We start from the raw sequence: 19,385 nt of genomic DNA on the forward strand, positions 1-19,385 counted from the left end.
CGTGGAACCGGCCCCGTGGAGGCGTCGAGTCGTGGCAACCCATCCCGCTCGGTGCCGGTTCGCACGGCGACCGGTCTCCCGCTGCCACGGAACCCCGCGCCGGCGGGGCCGAACCGAGTCGACACCGGACCCCGTGCGGAGTCCGCCCGTCCGACTCTTCTCGGTTCCGGAGGGAGCCCCTGGAACGGACGTTTCCCGAATACGCCGGGCCGGCAGCCGCCGGTCGGTGCGAATCCGCAAAGCGGTTCGCCCCCACAGGGATCCCAGCCGCCGCGCGGTAACGGCCGCCGTTCCACACATGAGCGACCTACAGAGAACCCCGGTCGTTCGCACGTGTTGCCTTGGCTGGCGCAGATGCTCGCGCGGTCGCACGGTGTCGAGGTCGTCGGGTTCGACTTGCCGGACCTGGCGGAGCAGCCGATGCGGGAGTTCGCAGCGGCGGTCGACCGAGTGCTGACGGACTATCCGATGATCGTTGTCGATCGCGTCGCAGTGGCCGAGCTGGGCGACGATTCGGAGCCGGTGCAGTGGCGGCAGGAACGACGACTATCAGCGACGATCCGGTCGATAATCCTCGACGGCCGTGCGGCGCGCAGACCGGGCGGCCCGGAGACCGCAGTGTCGAGCGAGTTCGCCGCCGCGCAACCGGACAACACCGACGACACAGCCGACGTGCCATCGAGTGATTCTGCTCGTCCGCGATCGGCGCGCCCGACTCGGGAGCAATCAGGTGGCATTGCTGCCGGGGAATCGTATGGCACGGCCCCCGTCGCGATGGATGATCCGGCAGCAGGATCCGGTGGTGCGGGGATCTACGCGGAAACTGTTCGTGCCCTCGGTCCGGCGCTGGACAGCGCCGGTGGTGGCGCCGCCGGGGCCGGTGCGCGGCGGGCGCTGGTGGCCGACTACATGAAAGCAGTCGCGGGCCGCTACACGACGCTGGCCGAGCTGGTGCAGGGATTTCGCCGGTGGCGTGCCGAATTGGCCTGCGCGACAGACGAGTCGGGCCGATTCGACTTACAGCGGGCCATGCGTGCCGGGTTCGCCGAGGTCGTACTGCGGGGCGGCGAGGCGAGTGCGCCGGCCCGGACACTGCACGCGCTGCTGGTTGACGCCGCACACGGGCGGGACTAGGTGGCGCGGGTGTTCGATTCGACATTACTGAACCCCGTCGTCGCGCTGCGGGATGCGTTCGATGGGCTACCGGATTTCGTGCGGTTGCCGATCGAAATGGTGGTTTTCGGGGGGATGCTGCCGACTACGGACATCTCGCAGATGCGGTGGATGGCCGAGGAACTGCGCACCGATGCCGCCGCGCTCGGCGAATATGCCGAGGACGTGAAAAGTATGCTCGCGCAAGAGCATTCCATCGGCAGATTCGGTGACGGGTTTCGCGATGCGTTGGATCAGCAGCAGGACGGTGCGGGTTCGCTGCGTGAGCAGGCCGCGGCGTTGGCCGATCAGGCCGATGCGGCCGCCAACGAGGCGGAGAAACATCTGTGCGTGATGTTCGTCTTCGCAATCGATCTCGCGGTGCGCCTGGTCGGGATGCTGATGGCGGCGTCCGCGTCCGGTCCGGCCGGAGCGATGGCGGCGGCGCCCGCGGCGCAGGCCAGTCTGCTGGCCGGGCGGGCGCGGGTCACGGCCATGCGGGCGGCGTGGAAACAGGCGTATGAGCGCATCGCGGCAGATACCGCGGCGCGGATGCCGAAGGTAGGGCCGGGGCGGTTCGCGGTGGTGGGGGCAGTCCAGGCGGCGGGGTTGACCGCCGGGGTGGATGCTGGTGTGCAGGGGCTACAGGTGGCGGCCGGGCATCGCGATCCGCTCCTGATGGGCGCGGACGGTACCAACCCGACCGGGATCGACCTGAGGTCGATCGGATTGGCCGGCTTTGCCGGTGTGGCCGGTGCGGCGGGCGGTATGCTCGCGGCCCGATACGTGCCCACGGTATTCCCGGCGGTGGGCTCCAGCCCGATGCTGACGGGTCTGGTGCACGGCACCGCGGGTGCGGTGTCCGGTCTGGGTGCCACGGCGCTCGTCGCCGGCTGGCCGGAGCATTACACAGAGATATTGGGCGCCCTGGTCAACGGCGGATTCTCCGGGTCGATGTTTGCCCGCGCCGGCATGCAGGGGCCGGGGGGCACTCCACAGGCCGTGGACGGCAGCGGCGGTTTCGTTCACCCGGACGCCGGCACGGCCTGGGACGGGGGGCCCTCGGTGGCACGCGGGATTTCCCAGCAAGCCCGGGCGGAGTGGGCAGGTGCGGAAGCGGCGTGGAGCTCCGGGGAACGAGCCGGTGCGACGGTGCCGGATTCGGTGGTCTCGGCAGGCGGCAGGTCCGGTGTGCCCGCAGAGCCTTCGGCCGGCATGACCGCCTCCGCGGCCGCGGGTTCGGCTCCGGGAAGCGAGCCGGGATATGCCGAGAGGGCCGAGTCGGCCGGTCGTTCCGATCAGCCTGCGGCGGGCCGTCCCGAGTTCGCGTCTGCGGCAGCCCAGCCGTCGGAATCGGTCCCTGGTGCGGCGGAGCGCGCGGAACCGGTAGCCGCCCACGGCCCATCCGGACCCGAGGCCGTGGCCGACCGGATGTGGGTGTCGCCGGATGTGGGGGGAACCGAACCGGGTGCGGTTGCCGAACAACCGAATCCAGCCGCGGTGACAGCTGGTCCGGAGTCCGTAGCCGGTCGGGTCGAATCATCGGGTGCCGCGGTAGGTGCAGATGCTGCCGGGGCCGGGGGCCGTCCCGAGACCACTGGTGCTCCGGGCCGTCCCGCGACGGCGATGCCGGCCGGCCGGATCGACGCGCCGGCACTCGATGGTGCTCAGCGCAATCCTGTGGGGGGCCGGATACCGGGGGAAGCGACCCGGACGGTTTCGGCGGCCGGCGAAACGGCGCCACCACCGAGAGGCACGGACACCGCCGCGAACCGTCCGCACGCCTCGACCGCTGCTGCCTCGACCTCGACCTCGACCGAGCTTGCTTCGGCCGGCCCGGCGGCCGAAGCAGGCGATCGCCCGGTGCCGCAGGGCGCGGCCGGCGGTGCCGAGGCCGGCCGGAACGGGACGGGTACCGATGCTGCCGGGTTTCGCTCGTCCGGCGACGGACGCGCCACCAGCGCACAGGCGGAGACCGACGGCGGCGGAAACAAGCGTGCTACGGCAGGTGGGGAGAATACTTCCGGTGAGCGTGTGGGTGGAGCCGCCGCTCCAGTCGAAACCACAGGTGAGCCGGGTGTGTCCGGTGACCGCGCGGTCCCGGGTGAGTCCGATGCTTCCGGTCACCGTGCGCCCGCCGCGGAGGCCGAGTCGACGGGGGCGTCGGACGGTCGAGTCCCGGAAGGGCCGACGTCGCGCGAACGCGCCGAGGAGATCCTGGCCGATTTCCATGCCCGCTCGGCCGAGCACCTTCCGGCGAATCTGCGTTTGTCCAAGCTGTCCGACGAAGCGGTGGCCGCGGGGCTTTTCCACGGTGATGAGCGGGATTCGCTGATCGCGGGGATGGAGATCATTCGGCGCCAGACCGTGAGCGAGCAGATTCCCGGCGGCATGGTGGTGCGGCATACGCAGCTCGAGGGTGCGCTCGAGCTGGCGGCGGGGCGGCCGGTGGAGATGCTGCCGGGGCAGGGCAAGACGCTGATGTTCATGCTGCATTCGATGCGGCAGGCGGTCAGCGAGGGCTCGGTGCTGCTGGTCACGACCGCCGACGGGCTGGCGCATCGTGAGTTCACCGCGTACCGGCGGGTGCTCGAGCCCTTCGGTATCGACGTGGTGCGTGCCGATCAGGAGTCCGGGTTCGGGCACAAGCCCGGTCGCCCGTCGATCGTGGTGGCCACTGGCGAGACGGTCGGACATCTGTGCAATTCCGGTCAGCAGGCGCCGCCGCGCAGCGTGGTGATCGACGAGATGGACGCCGTCGTCGACCGCGGCGAGAAGACGTTCATCCGTTCGGAGAGCCAGTCGGAGGCGGCGGCACAGCCGACTGCCCAGGAGGTGTTCGACGCTCATGATTTCCTGGCCGGCGCGCTGGCGAAGGGGCAGTTGTCCCATGAAGATTTCGGTCTGAAACGCCTCGTCGAAGAAGTCGATATCGAACTGCCCGACGGAAGCTTCGAGATCGGGGCCGACTACTGGTACGACGGGCAGGCGAGTCTCACCTCTGCTGGGGTGGAGAAGGTACGGGCGCTACCAGGCGGGCAGCGCTGGCTGCAGGACATGGGGCGCTCGCGGCTGGAGATGGCTGCCGCCGCAGAGTTCACCACCCGCAACAAGACCCACTACGTGATGGATCAGGGCAAGATCGTCCTCATCGATCAGGGCGAACACGGTCTGCAGCGCAATCCGAAGACCTCGAGCGAAACCCGGTGGAGCGCCGAGGAGGGCAAGGCCGGTCTCGCCCAGGCCGTGGAGGCCAAGGAAATCCGCGCCGCCGAGACGATCGGGATGAGCGCCGAACAGCACGGGATCGTGGTTCGCGCCGACACCGACTCCGCCAGAAGTATCACCGCCGCCGAGATCTACGGCACCGATCGCTTCTTCGACCACGTCACGGGGGCCTCGGGTACCCTAGCCGACCTCGGTGGCGTCCTGAAAACCGTCTACCACCTCGACCCACCGCACCGGGTTGACCCCTACACCCCCTCGCGGCTGGTCGAGGGTGCCCCCGAGGTGCACGAGAACACCCGGGCAAAACTTCACGGACTCGCCGAATCCGCCCACGCCATGTGGGACGGCGGCCAGGGCCGGTTCCAGGAAATCCTCTGCCACCGTAACGATCTGGTGGAGAAGCAGGTGAACGCACTGGTGCGGGCCGGCGTGCCGCGCGAGGCGATCGAAGCCGTCGACGCCACCCGGATCGCGAAGTGGGGTGCGGAATGGGAAACTCGGCTGCAGAACGTTTTCGACGCCGCCGGTGCGCAGGGCAAGATCCTGGTGATCAATCGGCAGGGCCAGCGCGGCGTCGATATCTCCCCCTCTGACGAAGTGCTCGCCCAGGGCGGCATGCACGTCTGGATGACCGAGGTCCCCGAACAGTCCTACATCTACGAGCAGGGCAAGAACCGTACCGCACGCAACGGTGCCCCCGGCAGCACGCAGGCATTCATGTCCCCACAGGACGGGATCATCCGCAACGCTATGCACCTGAGCGGGGTCCGCGAAACCGTGGTGTCCTACGAACAGGCCGTCGGTGCACATCGCGCGAACCCGACCCGCGAAACACACCACGCTGTCGTCGAGTCCGCGGACGCGCTGGCCTCGCGCGTGCCCGGGCTGCAGGAACGCGCCCACCATCAGCAGACCGCGCAGTTTCTGCTCCGCTACGCCCCCATCTCCGAACCCGAGGCGCTCCTCGAGGCCGTCACACCGTGGCATCCGGACAACGCCGACATCGCAGGGCCCGATACCCTCGCCGACCGCTCGACCAGGCTGGCCGGCCTGCTCGGTGTTCCACCTTCCGCACTTGCCGCTGCAGCAGCGTCCACGCCCGAGAACGGCGCGATCCCCGGGGACGACTCCTACACCGAAGGGACGCCCGCCGGCAGCACCGACATCGTCGGCGCAGATCGTGGCTCCGCCCCTGTTACCGATACTGCTCGGGACACCGGCGCTGCCACCGACGAAACGACCCGCATTGCCGAAACTCGTACCGCCGAGGAGGCTGATCCGCTTCGCGAACTCCTGCGCCGTGCCGCCGTCCCTCCCGCAGCGGTCGAAGCTCTGCACCAGTACATCGATGCCACCGCACCCGGCCGTGCCGTCCGGTACGGGCTGCTCACCGACGAACAGGCCCTCGAACACCTCACCGTGCGCCGTGCACAGCTCGCCGCAGCCCTCGGCTGGGATGCTGTGGATATCGAAGGTGCCGAGGGACTTCGCCAGGTGGGCAACGCTGCAGCCGCCGCCCAGCGCGAACTGGCCCGGGCGCTGACGGCGGCGGCCGATCCCGGCCCTTCCTCCGAGCGCGACCCCGGCCCTTCCACCGACGTGTCTCCCGCACTCGCCGAGGTCAGCACTGCCATGGCCCGCGACATCCTCGGCGAAGCCCTCATGGGTGAGGCAGCCGGCAGTGCAGCGAACCGACAGTACGACCAGGAAACCGAAGTGGCAATCGTCCGCGCCGACCGTACTGTTCCCAGCGCGGAGGTCGTCGAAGGAGCCGCGCACTATCTCGCCACCACCGCCCTGCTCGACCTGGTCACCGAGATCCACCGCCGCAGCCCCAACAATTGCGTCGACAACGGTGTCACCGGTATGCGCGTGCTCTTCCCCGACAAAGCCGACCACTTCACCATGCCACCGGGCGGACTCGCTTTGCGGGGACGCGACTGGGCCACCACTCGACAATCGTTCCGCAACGGGGCACCGCAAGAGGCCCGCTCGCTCGACGACGCCGTCGCCTCGCTGAAACGACGCCCGGGAGGCGCCCAAGTCCTGGTCTACCGATGGAAGAACTCCGAGGGTCGCAGCACCGACGCCGAGAACCATCTCGTCGTACTGGTCAACGACAGCACCGACCCCGCCCGGCCGAATCTGAAAGCGGTCGACCTCGCCGCATCGCCGGACGGCGACTACACCAACGATTTCGGCCCCGAGCACCTCGCCGACCGCCGCGCCTTGCTCAACCGGGCCGTCCCCCTGGCCACCTGGCAGCGTGAGCAAGAGCGCTACCTCGGCAGGCTGCCGGCGGCCGACCGCCGCTTCTGGACCATCAACTTCGACACGGCCGGCGAACTCGTGCCCACCAGCCTGCCCGGCACCGCAGCCATGACCGAACGGCCGGATGTGAGTCCGGGACAGGATCGGCCAGTCGACGAAACGCCGGCGCCCGTGACCGAGGCACGGACACCACAGCAACCGGCCCGGCCACCCGGTTCGCGTATCGACGCTTCGAACTCCGTCCGCGGCGCAGAGCCCGCCCATGTCGGTGCCCGTCCATCCGAGGACGCTGTTGTAGCCCCTGCCGATCCCGCGACAACCGCACGGCGATCGCCGCCTGCGGACACCGGGATCAGTGCCGGGGCCGATGCAGGTGAGCCGAACTGGCGGGTGCGCCGTCTGCGGGACGAGCTCGAGCTGACGCGGTACCTATATCACAAGGAGGAGACGAAGCAGGCCGCGCGGGCGATGATCGTTCGCATGCGTGAGGTGCTCACCGTATTGCACCCGGATGCCACCGAGGACCAGATCGAACGCGCATTCCTCGCACCAGAGCGAGTCCTGGACGGAATGGTGCCGCGCTCGGTGTCGTTGGATGAGCTGCTGGCGGACGGAAACCTCCGACAACTGATGCAGGCGTTGTACAACCCGATCGTGCGCCGGGGTGATCTGGTGCCGGAGTTCGCCGGCACCGAGTACACCGTGCCGATGCTGTATGCCGGTCTCGCGCGTTTGATGAATGAACGCGGTAAGCAACAGAGCTGGGAAGGGAGAGCCCGGGATCTGGGACTCGATGATATCGCCCTGAAGGAGGTCCGAGACCGGATCACCGGTGGCGACCCACAGCGTGATGTCGGCGAAGGGGAGCTGAAGGACATTGTGAATCAGGCTCACGATGCCCCCGATCTCGACGATATCGTGGCCGAACGTACTTGGAGCAGCGCGGAGGAGCGCGAGTTCGGCCTGCGGCAGCAGGTGCGCCGGGGAATCACCGTCCAGGACTGGGCGCTGCTGGGAATGCCCTTGTCACGCTGGGAAATCCAGGCGATACCCGGGGAACTGGTCGCACTGCGCAAGAGCCGGCTCGACCCCCGCCGGGAACTGCGCCGCGACGAGCACGGACTCGTCCGCGAGGATATCCTCGAAGACCTCCTCCGCTTCGAAGATCAGCTCCGCAGTGGCAGCGGAATCACCGATGCCGTCGGGCCCGTGCGCTTTGTCATTGCCGCGTACGCCTATGACGACAACGGTCGCCGGATGCGGGACGAATCGGGCGATGCAGTGGTCACCGATGTCTTCGTCTACCGCGACGCCGGAGTGGTCGATGCCGAAACCGCCCTGGCGCTCGACCCTGGCGAGTTCGCCGTTCCGCTCCCCTGGGGGACCGGTTCCTCGACGGTGACGTTCGACAAGGAAGGCCGATTGTTCCGTGAGCTCGCTGTCGAACAGGGCATCCCGCTGCTGGCCGGGATCTCGGGCAGTGCCGCCCGGCTGGCTTCCGCCTTCCGGTGGCTGAGACCAGTGGACGTCGACCCCGTGGATTTCGCCGGGGCGATTCTGGCCAAGCTGTCACCGATCCACCATTCGATGTACGAGCAGCTCCGCGGTATGCAGTTGACCGGTCTGCGGCTGCCGCTGGTCGACGAAGCCGTATCACGGGCCCGCTACGGTGCCGTGAACGAGATGTTCGCGGCCCTGTCCGAACAATTCGACCGCCCCCCGCTACACCATGCCCCCGACATCGCCCCGGTCACTCTGCCCGATGATGGCGACACACCGCGAGTGATGACCGAACGCGATAATGCCGGGCCCTCTGGAGGTGCACTGTACGAGCCGGGTGGGGGCGATGCCGGGTCATCTGGGTGGATCGGGAGCAGACCCTCCGATTCCGGTGGTCTTGTACCACCCCGGCCGCATACCTCCCTTATCGACGCGGCGGCCGATCACGGTGCGCGGCAACTCGATCCGCCACCAGAGCTGATCGGCCGACGGCGAAGCCGGCAGGCTCCGGTCACCGACACCGCGAGCGAACTGTCCGGGCGGACACTGACGCCGTGGAGCAGGCCGCGACTCGGGGGTGATCGGTCCCCGGGAACAACGCTGGACGAGGGTCTGGTCGCACCGCTGCATCAACCCGGCTGGAGGGTTCGGGCACCGCAGCTCGGGGTCGATGCCGAGGCATTGGGGGCGGTGCGTGACCAGATCACCGGTGGGCCTGCCGGCGCGATCGGCCGGCGACCGGGTTCGGAGCCGGGCCCGGCGCAGGCGGTGGCGGAGGACTTCCTCCGGAATATGGCCGATGTGCTGTCCGGGCGGTGGGCCGCCGATGTTCGGTCCGGGAGGCGGAGCCCGGATCCTCAGGTTCTGGGGGTATTCGAAGCGGTGATCGAAAAGCTGGGGCTGGCCGGTCATCCGGATGTCAGTTATGAGCAGTGGTTGACGGAGTTGCCGGGGTACAGCCGTGCCGCGACGGGGGGCTCGCTGCGGCCGGGAGAGGCATTGGCCGAGGCCGGGATCCGGCATCAGCGAGCGGCGGAGCGCGATGAGATCGCGAGGCTGCCGACACCGGTTCTGCTGCTGAACCATCTGTTGACGGAGTCGGCGCGCAACCCTGAGTCGCCTCTGGTGAATCCGGCGACCTACCGATCCGCCGACGCGTGCCGGCCGGATACCTCGCCGGCGGAGCGGTTCGACCGAGTGCATGAAGTATTCGGCGACCCGGGACGGTCGGATGCCGGCGTAAAGGCCGAAGACTTCCCGTTGCCCGGGCGATTGGACCGGAAAACCCGCCCGCACACCGCCGAGGCCGCCGCCGAACTCGACCGGCTCGCCGAGTTCGCCCAGGACCAGGCCGACTGGGCCAACACCGTGGTCGCAGGTCTTCGTGGGCTCGAGCGTCCTCCCGGCCCCGCCGATTGGGAGCAAGAGTTCTGGAAGATCACCGATCAGCGCACCACGACAACGGCCTCGGAGGCCGGGCAGGACGCGCTGTCCGAAGCGATCGACCGACCCCGCCGTACCAGACTCGGAGAGATTCCCCGCTACGGTGACGGCCCGATCTGGATTCCGGGGAGGCAAAACCCGGTGGGATTGCCGACCTGGGCCCGGGAGACTTTCGCCGCCGCCGGTGCACGGGCCCCGCGGCGATTCACCGCCGAAGGCGTCACCGGAGACATCCTCGAAATCCGCATTCGCCTCACCGACGGCACGACCGCCCTCGGGCGAAGGCTCATCCGTGGCGAAACCGCCGAAAACCTCGCGCGAGAAATCCGGCAGCGCCGCGCCGAACGGACGGGGAAACTCCCATTCGGTGGACCGGCCTTGGGCCCTGGGCAGGTGTTCTCCGAAACATCCCGTGAGGAAGAGCGCACGCGAATCCTCAACGACGCATTCACCCAGCTGGCCGCGCCCGGCGAATTCACCGCTGCCACCTGGGCCGAGATCGCCTACAAACTGTTCCACGCACCACAGCGAAAATCCGGCTCCGACGCTGTCATCCGGTCCTTCATGGCTGCTGCCGGCGTTCACCGCCTCGGCCGGGTCCCCGATTTCCCCCACGATATCGATCTACTCGCCATGGTGACGAGCCAGGACGAGTTCATCGCCCTCATCGTCGAATACGGCAACATCACCGGAGGAATAGGCAGCCACCCGAACACCGAGCCGGTCGGCGACGCCACTGCACCCGGCGGCGCTATCGGCCGGAGACCGAGCGAGGATGCCGCGGGTGGAGCGGATGCCGGGCGGGGGTGGGCGGCGGTCGAGAGCCTGCGGCGCGATGTGTTCGCGGGGCATACCACGATTGCCGATATCGGTGTCGCTCTGCAGGCGGAGTTGCGGGCGTTGCCCGGCGGCGAGGACCACAGCGTGCTCGGATTCGATCGGGTCGATGCGGAGGTGGATATCGGCGAGTTGCGGGTGTATGCGCAGGCGGTGCTGGATATCTGCACAGTCTTCCCCGCGCATACGAAGCGCTCGATCGTGCTCGGTCGACACGATTTCCCGCGACACATCAGGACCTACGACTCTTCTTATCCCGGAGAGCGGCAGCGGCAGATCATCCTGGATCTCCGGACCGGTCGATTGAGAGGCCAACCCGAGCCACTCCCCATGGAGATCTCCCCGGTGGGGGAGCGCCGCGGTGATTCCGCGGACCGCGCGAGAAATCGGTGGGCGGTGCGTGATCTGTTGCCCCATCTCGGTATTCCGGGTTGGGAGTACGCCGGCCAGTTGGTGCTGCCGACGCTGATGGAATCCTTCGAGCAGGACTTCGCGGCGACTGCGCGGCCGGTCGAGAGGCAGCGCGGTCCGCATTGGGACGCATTCGATGATTGGCAGGTCCTGCAGGGTCTCGGCAGGGGCGACTTGATGCACGCGCTCGGCCGGGAGTACACGGTGGCCGTCGGGGTGGCCGCGGCAATCACCGAGGGTCGTGCCATGGCGGACAGCCCCGCCGGGCGGCTATACGAATTACTGGCAGCTCAGGACGGGATCGAGAAGCGTCCGATCACCGGGCACGCACCGATGGGTGAGCTGCGGGAGGCGACGAATGCCGAGAAGCTCGGGGTGCCGGCGGATCTGGTGGATGAATTCTCCGTCATCGGCGCCGATGCGGACCTCGGTGATCCGAATGCCGTCGCGCGGGTCAACGAGGCAGTGGGGGATAGGTTACGGGGACTCCTGCGTGGTGTCCCGGGACACGAGAACATCAAAGTTGTCGGTTTCGATTCGCCACATCTCGACACCGACGTGGTGAAAGAAGTCGCCAGGGGGATGGTCTGGCTGATGCAGACGTATCCGGAGACCGATATTCGCGAGGTCGGTTTCGGCAATCTCAGCTATACAGATGGAGCCAAAGCCGCGACCCTCCCGGCGCACGGTGCCGTCCGGTGCTACACCAAATCGATCGTTTTCGACACCATATGGGCCGAGAACGCCGGCGAAGTGCGCAAGCAGGTCCGGCGCACGGTCGCCTCAGGTTTGCATCCCGAGAGTTTCCTGCTGCGGCCGGTCATCGCCTACACCGCACACGAATACATGCACGCACTCGGCGTAGCGGGCAGTAACGACGGTGAAATGGCCGCCCTCGAAGCCTTGGCCGATCTGTACCTCGCAGAGGAGCGCGGCGAACCGACGCCGGCCGGCTGGCTGGCCTGGCTGCGCACCGCGATCCCCGCCTACGGCTTCGACGAGGCCGGTCGGTTCATAGCCGAAGAATCGGTGGCCGACGGCGGGGCCGATGTAGCCGTCCGCCGCTATGTGCTCGGGCCGCACGCCGAGGTCCGAGCACCGAGCCTGGTCCAGCACGATCTCCTCGTCGAGGCCGCGGCCCGCAACGCGCAGCACGGCCGGTGGGAGTCGATGCTCGACGCACACAGGTTCCGGCGCAATGAGTCCCTCCTGCAGCGCTACCGCCAATACGACACAAGGATCGGTGTCGCCGGTCGGGCGTTCGAAGCCGCCAGGGCGCGGGTTCTCGGTGCGGTGGATACCTCCGGTAGTGACGCGTATTCTGATCGGCCCGAAAGCCCGCGGTCCTCGAATGCCGGTAACGGGGACGGTTCCCGGTCCGAGGAGTCGCGGGGAGGCATGGGCGACGGTCTCATCGGCAGTCGTCCCTCGGCCGTGCCCCCCGCGCAGCGGTATGGGCCGGGAATCTCCGATGAATGGTCGGAGTTGATCGAAGCGGGGACCTCGCGGCTGGGGCGTAACCGTACGATCGGTGCCCGGTTGCAGTCGGTTCTGCGTGCCCTTCCCGGTCATGACGGTGTGGTCGTGAAATTCGACGATTCCCGGTTGACGCCGGAGGTGCTTGCGGAGTTCGCGCGGGCGTGGGTGACGCTGTTCACCAGATACCCGGACGTGGATGTTCCGGTCATCGAGCCGTCTGTTCTGTGGGAAGGTGAGGCGGTCTCGGCATTCGCCTCCGATGATCCGCGGCGTACGCGGGTGGCCGGTTCGCCGGCAGAGCAGGGATCGCCGAAGGTGCCGGCGCTGTATGTGAATCGCCGATTCTTTGTGAAACCGGACGTTTTCCGAGCGGAGACGGGGAGGACCGGCACACCGGATGATCCGTACGGTGATTACTTCCTGGAGCACGTGCACGGAGCCGTGGCCGCGGGTGAGCTGCCGGCGATGGTGCCGGATCGGCCGGCCTATGCGGTCGCCGTGCTGGCATTCGCTGTAGCGCTGGATATTTCGCGTGACCGGCGAGCTCACCCGGCCGTGGACGAATTGTTACGCGAGGCATTCGCCGGTACGGGTCGCCCACAGCACGGGCCGGAGTTCCGGCGGTGGCAGCTCGAGATGCTGCCGGATGCGTTCGAATGGTCCACGGGTGTGCTGGACAAGTCGAAGGCGCTGGCGCTGGGGCTACTGAGTACGGAGTTGCCGGAACGGGAGGAAGGACTGCTGACCGGGTTGGCCGGACTGCAGGATGCAGACGACGAGTCGGCGCCGCGCAGCGTGGCCGCAACCGATACCGACCCCGTGCCCCTGCCCGAACCAGGAAACGCGGCATTGATGCCCGCCATGGTGACCGATGACGAGTGGGCGGCCCTGTCGACTGGGCACGATATCGCGACCCATCTGCGCGAGGCGCTGTATGCCGAAACCGGGCGGCATTTCGAGGTGACCGGGTTCGATTCGGAACTGGACTTGGACGTGTTGCGGGAATACGCGCGGACCGCCTTCGAATTCCGTGACGATCTCGCGGTCTACAACGTCCCCGAAATTGCCGTCATCGACACGAAGAAAGTCAGCGGCACCAGGTCATTGGGGTACGCCGAACGAGCCTACGACGAAAAGGCGACTCCGCGGCGATATGAATTCGAGCACCCCGACGGTCGCCCGGTCCGGCTCCACGCCATGCGACTGGTGCTGGATCGCAACTATGCCGAGAATGCCGAGAATTTCTGGCGTGCTATGACTATCGCGGCGGACAGTGGCTACCACCCCGATAGTGTCCGGCATCGTCCTGTGCGAGCGGTAGTGTTGCACGAGCTGGGGCATGCAGCCGACTACGCAGGGCATGGTGTGGCTCGCACGCTGATCGCAAATGCGCTGCTGAACCATTACATCGCCAAACGCCTGGGCCCGGCCACGGAAGCCGGCTACCAGCAGTGGCTGCAGAGCCGGCTCTGCGGATACAGCTTCCACGCCGGAGGGCAGCTGAACATGGGTGAAGCGATTGCGGCAGCGTTTTCCGACGTCCGGTCGCGGGGCTACGACAACGTCGGGGACGCGACGCGGATCATCTACGACCTGACGGTCAACGCCGCTGATAGTTCACCGGCCGGGCGGGCGCGTCGATTCCTCGACCGCCAGCGATTCGGTGCCGCGCGGTATCACCGCGGAACCGGCGGCATGATCACCCGGCGGACTTCCCGGTCCTCCACGCCTCTGGTCGAGGACACTGATCCGCACGGAACAGGCGATACGATCCGGTCTTCGGGAGCCGGGCGTGATGCGTCGACCGAATTGATCGGGAGCAGACCCTCCGAGCCCGACAAGCACTCGGTGGGGCCGGCGCCAGGTGATGGTCCGCGGCCGACACCGTGGGCGCTCGAGCGCCCCGGTTCCACTGGTTCCCTGTGCAATCCTTCCGAAGCGCCACTTGATATTCCGTGGACACCCACCGCCGAACGCCCGGCCGCCCCACCCCTACCCGCGACACCCATGCCTACCGGCATTCCCGTCGTGTCCGGACGCCGCCTTCCCTCGCCACACCTCCGAACCGTCGACACCGCCGCCACTCCAGCTCATACCGGCCGCCCCTCGGCTCCACCCGACGTCACCACCACACCGGACGATGTCCCACGCCAGGCCATCGGCGCCCCGATCACCACGCCGCCCCGCCTCGCCAGTCCCTGGCACTCGCCCGGTACGAGCCCGCCCCCGGCCGTCCTCACCGGATCAGGGAGTTCCATCGACGACGGTCCCGGGACCGGGCAGTCGATGGTAGTCCCCGACGACTCCGATCCCCGGAGATCTGGTGGCGCTCCGGCCGAACCGGCGAACCCGGCGAGGGAACGTGATGGCGGTAACCCGCTCTTCGCGCAGGAACCAGTTCGTGTGCAGAGGATCAGGGATATCGACGAGCCGCCCATCGCGCGCCGGGAGGGCGAAATGCGCCCTCCGATGCCCGGCGAAAGGCCGCCGGCCGACGAGCGAGGCTGGCGGGACCGGCGTACCCAGGACGAGTCCGAGCTGGCGCGGGTGCTTTATCACCGGCCGGAAACCAGACAATCCGTCATCTCCGTGATCGACCGGCTGCGTGAGGTCCTGTCGGCCCTGCACCCGCAAGCGACTCGAGAACAGATCGACAATGCCTTCTACACGCCCGAGGAGACCATCTCGGGCGGAATGGTATTACGGTCTGTGCCGTTGGACGAGTTGAAGCGAGACGGCAACGTCCGTGAGCTGATGGCTGCGGTGCAGAATGCGATGTGGCGAAGCCGGGAGCTGCCGAACCCGTCGGGCACGACGCTGGACGACGGTCTGGTGAGATTGCTCAACCAACCGGACTGGAACGAGCGAGCGCACCGGCTGGGCCTGAATGTCGACGCGCTGAACCGGCTGTGCGAAACGATTACCGGCGGCGACCCGGACGTGCCGATCGTCGCGGCAGAACTCCGCCAGGGGCGCAATGCTATGAGCGACCCCGGGTTCATCTCAATACGTGAGGAGATCACCCGCAGCGGCGCGCACAGAACTCTGCGGGAAATACCTGATCAAGTACGTCTGAGCCTCACCGTTCAGGACTGGGCCCTGCTCGGTATGCCGTTGTCGATCCGGGAATTGGAAGCGATTCCCGGCGGCTTGGTCGCGCACCGGAAGACCCGGCTCGATCCAGAGCTGCCGTTACCGCGTGACACTCGGGGACACGTCGATGTGAAAACGCTGGAAGCTCGGCTCGCCGCCGAAGGGGGCGCGTTTCGTAATATCATTCCGCTCTACCGGTACGACGAGCACGGCCGCCGGATAAGAGACGAATCAGGGCACGCCGTAGTGGACAGGGTAATTGCATACCGCGAAGAAGGGCCAGTGGATGCGGCCACTGCATTGCGGCTCGACCCGCACCAGTTCGCTGTTCCGCTGCCGTGGCGGCCGGGTGCGGGACGATTCGAATTCGAAACAGATGATGAATGGTTCCGGCAGACAGCGGTCGAGCGCGGAGTTCCCGTTGTCTCCGGGGTGTCTGGAACTGCGGCGAGAATTGCATCGAAATTCATTTGGATCATGCCTCCGGATATTTCGACGCTCGATTTCGCGGGAGCAATCCTGTCCATCCTGCTGCCGGCGCATCACTCGCTCTACGAAACGGTCGGGGGCTTGGCGCTGGTCGGATTGATGGATGCAGCGATTTTTCGAGCATCCGACAGTACGGTCGGAGATCTGTACGAGGCGGTTTTCGACCAGTTCGGACTTTCGGGGCGGCGTGGGTTGTCAGAGAGCGGTCGCGAGTACGGACCGGGACGAGGTCCGTACTCGCACAGCGGTACGCATTATGCGATCACGGAGCCCGAGCTGCTGCCCCGTACCGGCGAATACGACCTACCTGATCGCCGAATCCGGTCGATTTTCGACGAGGAAGTAAGGCCTGCTCTCCTCATCGGCCGGCCGAGGCGCCCCCTGGAACAGGTGGAAGAACCTGTACTCTACGTGGTCGGCGGGCAGCCGGGTGCCGGAAAATCGACACTGGTGGACAGGGTTTGCGATCGCCTGGCCGACCGGGGTGGTGCCGCGTTGATTCAGGCCGACGAGCTGGAAAAATTTCATCCAGCATATTCACGCCTCTATCGGGAAAACGACTTCACCGCCCACGATTACCTGGTCCCGACGGCGCAGAAGTTACGCAACATGTTCGAGGAATTTCTGATACCGTTGCGATACAATGTTCTTCTGGAGGGTGGCAATTCAGATCCCCGGAGGACGCTCGCTCGAATTCAGCGGATAGCGGAAAGCCGCAGCCGGGCAATTATGGAGGTAATAGCTCTGCCGAGGGAGCAGAGTGACCTAGCTCGGTTGGAGCGTTTTGTGTACGGTCGTGAAACCGAGGGATTCGGCCGCTATCTCACACGCCGAACTCACAACAGGCTGTATCTCGGCTCTTCGGAGTTGGTCCGACTGGTCGAATCCGCAAGGCCGATCTCGGTGGATACATTGCGAATAAGCACCCGCACCGGCCTCCTCTACGAGAACCATCGGAGCTCCGATGGGCAGTGGCGCGATCCGCCGCGTGCTCGGGCGGCGTTGGAGGCCGAAAGAGATCGGGCGTGGACACCAGAAGAGTGCTGGACATTCGAGGAACGGATCGCCGGATTGAGTGAGCTCGTGCGGGCGAAGGTAGCGCAACACCCTGCCCGCTGGGCGCCACTTGTGCACGAGATCGACGAGTTACGAGTCCTCGCGGAGCCCAAGTTGTCCCGGCCTGCGCGGTAGGCCGACGACCGGCTGCCCAGGTTCGGCTGCGGTACGAAGGCGTAGGGCTCTACCAGCGTTGGCGGCGGTTTCCGGATTTCGGCGCTGCCATCTCACGGATTACCCATGACCACACAGATCTCGGCGAAATGCGCCGAGATCTCGCCAGTGGTCCGGTCTTCGGATGCCGCGCGGGTGGTTTCGACGTCGAGCCCGCTGATCACGGGCTCGGACGGTCTCGTGGTTTGTTCGCGCTGCCAGCGGCGAAACAACCCGTACACGGTCTGCCACGGCCCATACGTCGGCGGGATGTCACGCCAGGGCTGCCGGCGCGGATCCGCCACCGGATCCCGCCGATCAAGTACCGTTTCGACTACCGCGGCGGTCGGCCGGCTTTCATGCCGGCAGGTAGTAGTGGTTTCGGCATCGCCCATTGGACATCGGTCAAATCCGCACGGCAGGACGCCGTTACGCTGTTCACGAGGTCTCCGGTGTTCAGTTGGATCGTGGTCGATCAACCAATTACCGCAGACTTCGCCACATCAACAACTTCTCCACCCGGACAACGGGTTCCGATCCCCACCTCACGGGCTCATGAAACACGGCCGGGTAGGTGGTATTCAGCCAGGGCGTGCTGCGGGATGCGACTCATTGGGACGGGGTTGTGAGGAAGCTCGGATATGAACATCTGCGGCGTCACGATCTCCGGCATACCGGGCTGACATGGTTTGCGGATGCTGTGGTTCCGTGGCATCGGCTTCAGCGGATCGCCGGGCACATCGATCCCAGGATCACGCAGCGGTATCTACCCCCGGATATCGCGGCAGAAGGACGGCAATCAACTGTCGCGGCACGGGCGGGCCCGGCCCAGATCGGCCCCAACTCTGCGAGCGGCCCAATAAGAAAAAATCCCCTCCGACGCACGTCAGAGGGGATTTTCTGTGTCGGGCTGACAGGATTTGAACCTGCGACCACTTGACCCCCAGTCAAGTGCGCTACCAAACTGCGCCACAGCCCGTCGCGCCCCGTCGGGGTGCTCGATGAGATTACCTCAGAGTCGTTTGTGACTACTAATCGGCAGGTCATAGTGGGTGAATTGGCTGCCGATGGGTCGCGTATCCCGGTGTGGCCGAGTCCGCGTCGCGGTCCCATGGTTTCGACTGGTGCAACTTTCGCTTGCGGCGAGCCGGGCCGCGGCCGGGGTGTTCGAAGCTGTGTGGGGAGATCCTGCCGATCCTTGGCCGGTTACCTTTCGCGTCGGAAATCAGGTCGTCGGCAACGGCGCTTCCGGTATTGAATGACGCGCTAATAGTTTGTGTATTAACTATTCGCGGGTTATGGTGGGGAACCGGGTCGATGGAGGCGTGATGACTATGGAGATCGATGACCCGCTGCGGTTGGAGCGGCAGGTGTGTTTCGCGCTTGCCGTAGCCAACCGCTCGGTGCTCGCTGTGTATCGCCCACTGCTGGAGCCGCTCGGATTGACGCATCCGCAGTATCTCGTCATGTTGGCGCTGTGGGGGGAAGCGCCGATGTCGGTCAAGGCGATCGCGGAGGCGATTCAACTCGATTCGCCCACGTTGTCGCCGCTGCTCAAACGTTTGGAGGGCGCCGGTCTCGTCACCCGGCGGCGTGACCCCGGGGACGAGCGAACTCTGGTGGTCGACCTCACGGAGGCCGGGCGTTCGCTTCGGCGCGAAGCCGAACGGATACCGCCCGCCGTTGTCGAACGACTGGGAGTCGGGCTGGGTGACCTCGAGGAGTTGCGTGAAGTGCTCGGCCGAGTCAATGAGGCGGCCCGCCGGGCGGCGCTCGCGTATCCGGAGAACAAATCATGAATGCGCCCGTGAGTCGCCGCAGTGCAGCGCCGCTTTCGGGCCGCCGGCAGGAGGACCTTGTGACCGATCGGACTCCCACACCGATCCAGCGCATCCGCTACATTTTCGGCCGGCCCCTGCCGTCCTCGATGCAGGAATGGGTTGTTCGGGACCAGACCGGCCCGGGTGCCACCCGGCGGTACCTGCAGCGTTTCCTGTTGCCGCCGATTCCGTTGTTGTGCCTGTTCGCACTGGTGCCGGGGCCGTGGTGGATGGGCGTTTCGATGGCCGCGCTGGTGTTCCTGCCGCTCGCCTTCTTCGCGGTCGCTCTGGTCTATGTGCATCGGCGTCATGTGCTGGTCAAGCATGGACTCGATCCCGTATTGGCCGACCCGGAACGGGATCGCCGTGCCGCTGAGGAACGCGCAAGCTACGAGAGGCGCTTCAACCGCGGCTGACGCCTTGTTTCCCGGTCCTGGCGACGAAGCATCCGCC

General features: G+C 66.8%; 6 protein-coding genes and 1 tRNA gene. 5 read left to right on the forward strand and 2 right to left on the reverse strand.

From position 1 onward, the window contains the following. The first annotated feature begins 354 nt into the window (after nt 1–354). Together ON22_RS37070 and ON22_RS33130 are read left to right on the forward strand one after the other, a co-directional pair. A complete protein-coding gene (locus tag ON22_RS37070) occupies nt 355–1,134 on the forward strand; it encodes a hypothetical protein (protein ID WP_156052208.1) in 780 nt (259 codons plus the stop codon). A gap of 9 nt (nt 1,135–1,143) precedes the next feature. Next, nucleotides 1,144–17,094 (forward strand): zeta toxin family protein, encoded by a 15,951-nt coding sequence (locus ON22_RS33130; protein WP_156052209.1) that lies wholly within the window; start codon nt 1,144–1,146, stop codon nt 17,092–17,094. A gap of 92 nt (nt 17,095–17,186) precedes the next feature. On the opposite strand, the gene ON22_RS37445 is transcribed toward ON22_RS33130, so the two are convergent. Further along, entirely contained in the window at nt 17,187–17,591 is a 405-nt protein-coding gene (locus tag ON22_RS37445; protein WP_174375649.1) for a transposase, read from the reverse strand. Nucleotides 17,592–17,737: 146 nt separating this feature from the next. Here ON22_RS37445 and ON22_RS36200 point away from each other — a divergent pair, with 146 nt between their 5' ends. Next, nucleotides 17,738–18,052 carry a tyrosine-type recombinase/integrase gene (locus ON22_RS36200; RefSeq protein WP_231508025.1) on the forward strand — a complete coding sequence of 105 codons (315 nt, stop codon included), beginning with the start codon at nt 17,738–17,740 and terminating at the stop codon, nt 18,050–18,052. On the opposite strand, the gene ON22_RS33140 is transcribed toward ON22_RS36200, so the two are convergent. Further along, a tRNA-Pro gene (locus ON22_RS33140) sits at nt 18,018–18,091 on the reverse strand. The genes ON22_RS36200 and ON22_RS33140 overlap by 35 nt on opposite strands. A 355-nt stretch (nt 18,092–18,446) precedes the next feature. Between ON22_RS33140 and ON22_RS33145 the strand changes: the two genes are divergently transcribed. Both ON22_RS33145 and ON22_RS33150 read left to right on the forward strand, forming a co-directional pair. Next, nucleotides 18,447–18,911 carry a MarR family winged helix-turn-helix transcriptional regulator gene (locus tag ON22_RS33145; protein WP_086007846.1) on the forward strand — a complete coding sequence of 155 codons (465 nt, stop codon included), beginning with the start codon at nt 18,447–18,449 and terminating at the stop codon, nt 18,909–18,911. 59 nt (nt 18,912–18,970) lie between these two features. After that, entirely contained in the window at nt 18,971–19,348 is a 378-nt protein-coding gene (locus ON22_RS33150) for a DUF5313 family protein (protein WP_033241963.1), read from the forward strand. Nucleotides 19,349–19,385: the final 37 nt, after the last annotated feature.

The organism is Nocardia carnea NBRC 14403 (assembly GCF_000308515.1).
Classification (GTDB): Bacteria; Actinomycetota; Actinomycetes; order Mycobacteriales; family Mycobacteriaceae; genus Nocardia; species Nocardia carnea.

Coding starts and splice junctions, on each gene's coding strand:
- ON22_RS33145 (WP_086007846.1), top strand. CDS start 18,447: ATGGAGATCGATGACCCGCTGCGGTTGGAGCGGCAGGTGTGTTTCGCG.
- ON22_RS37070 (WP_156052208.1), top strand. CDS start 355: ATGCTCGCGCGGTCGCACGGTGTCGAGGTCGTCGGGTTCGACTTGCCG.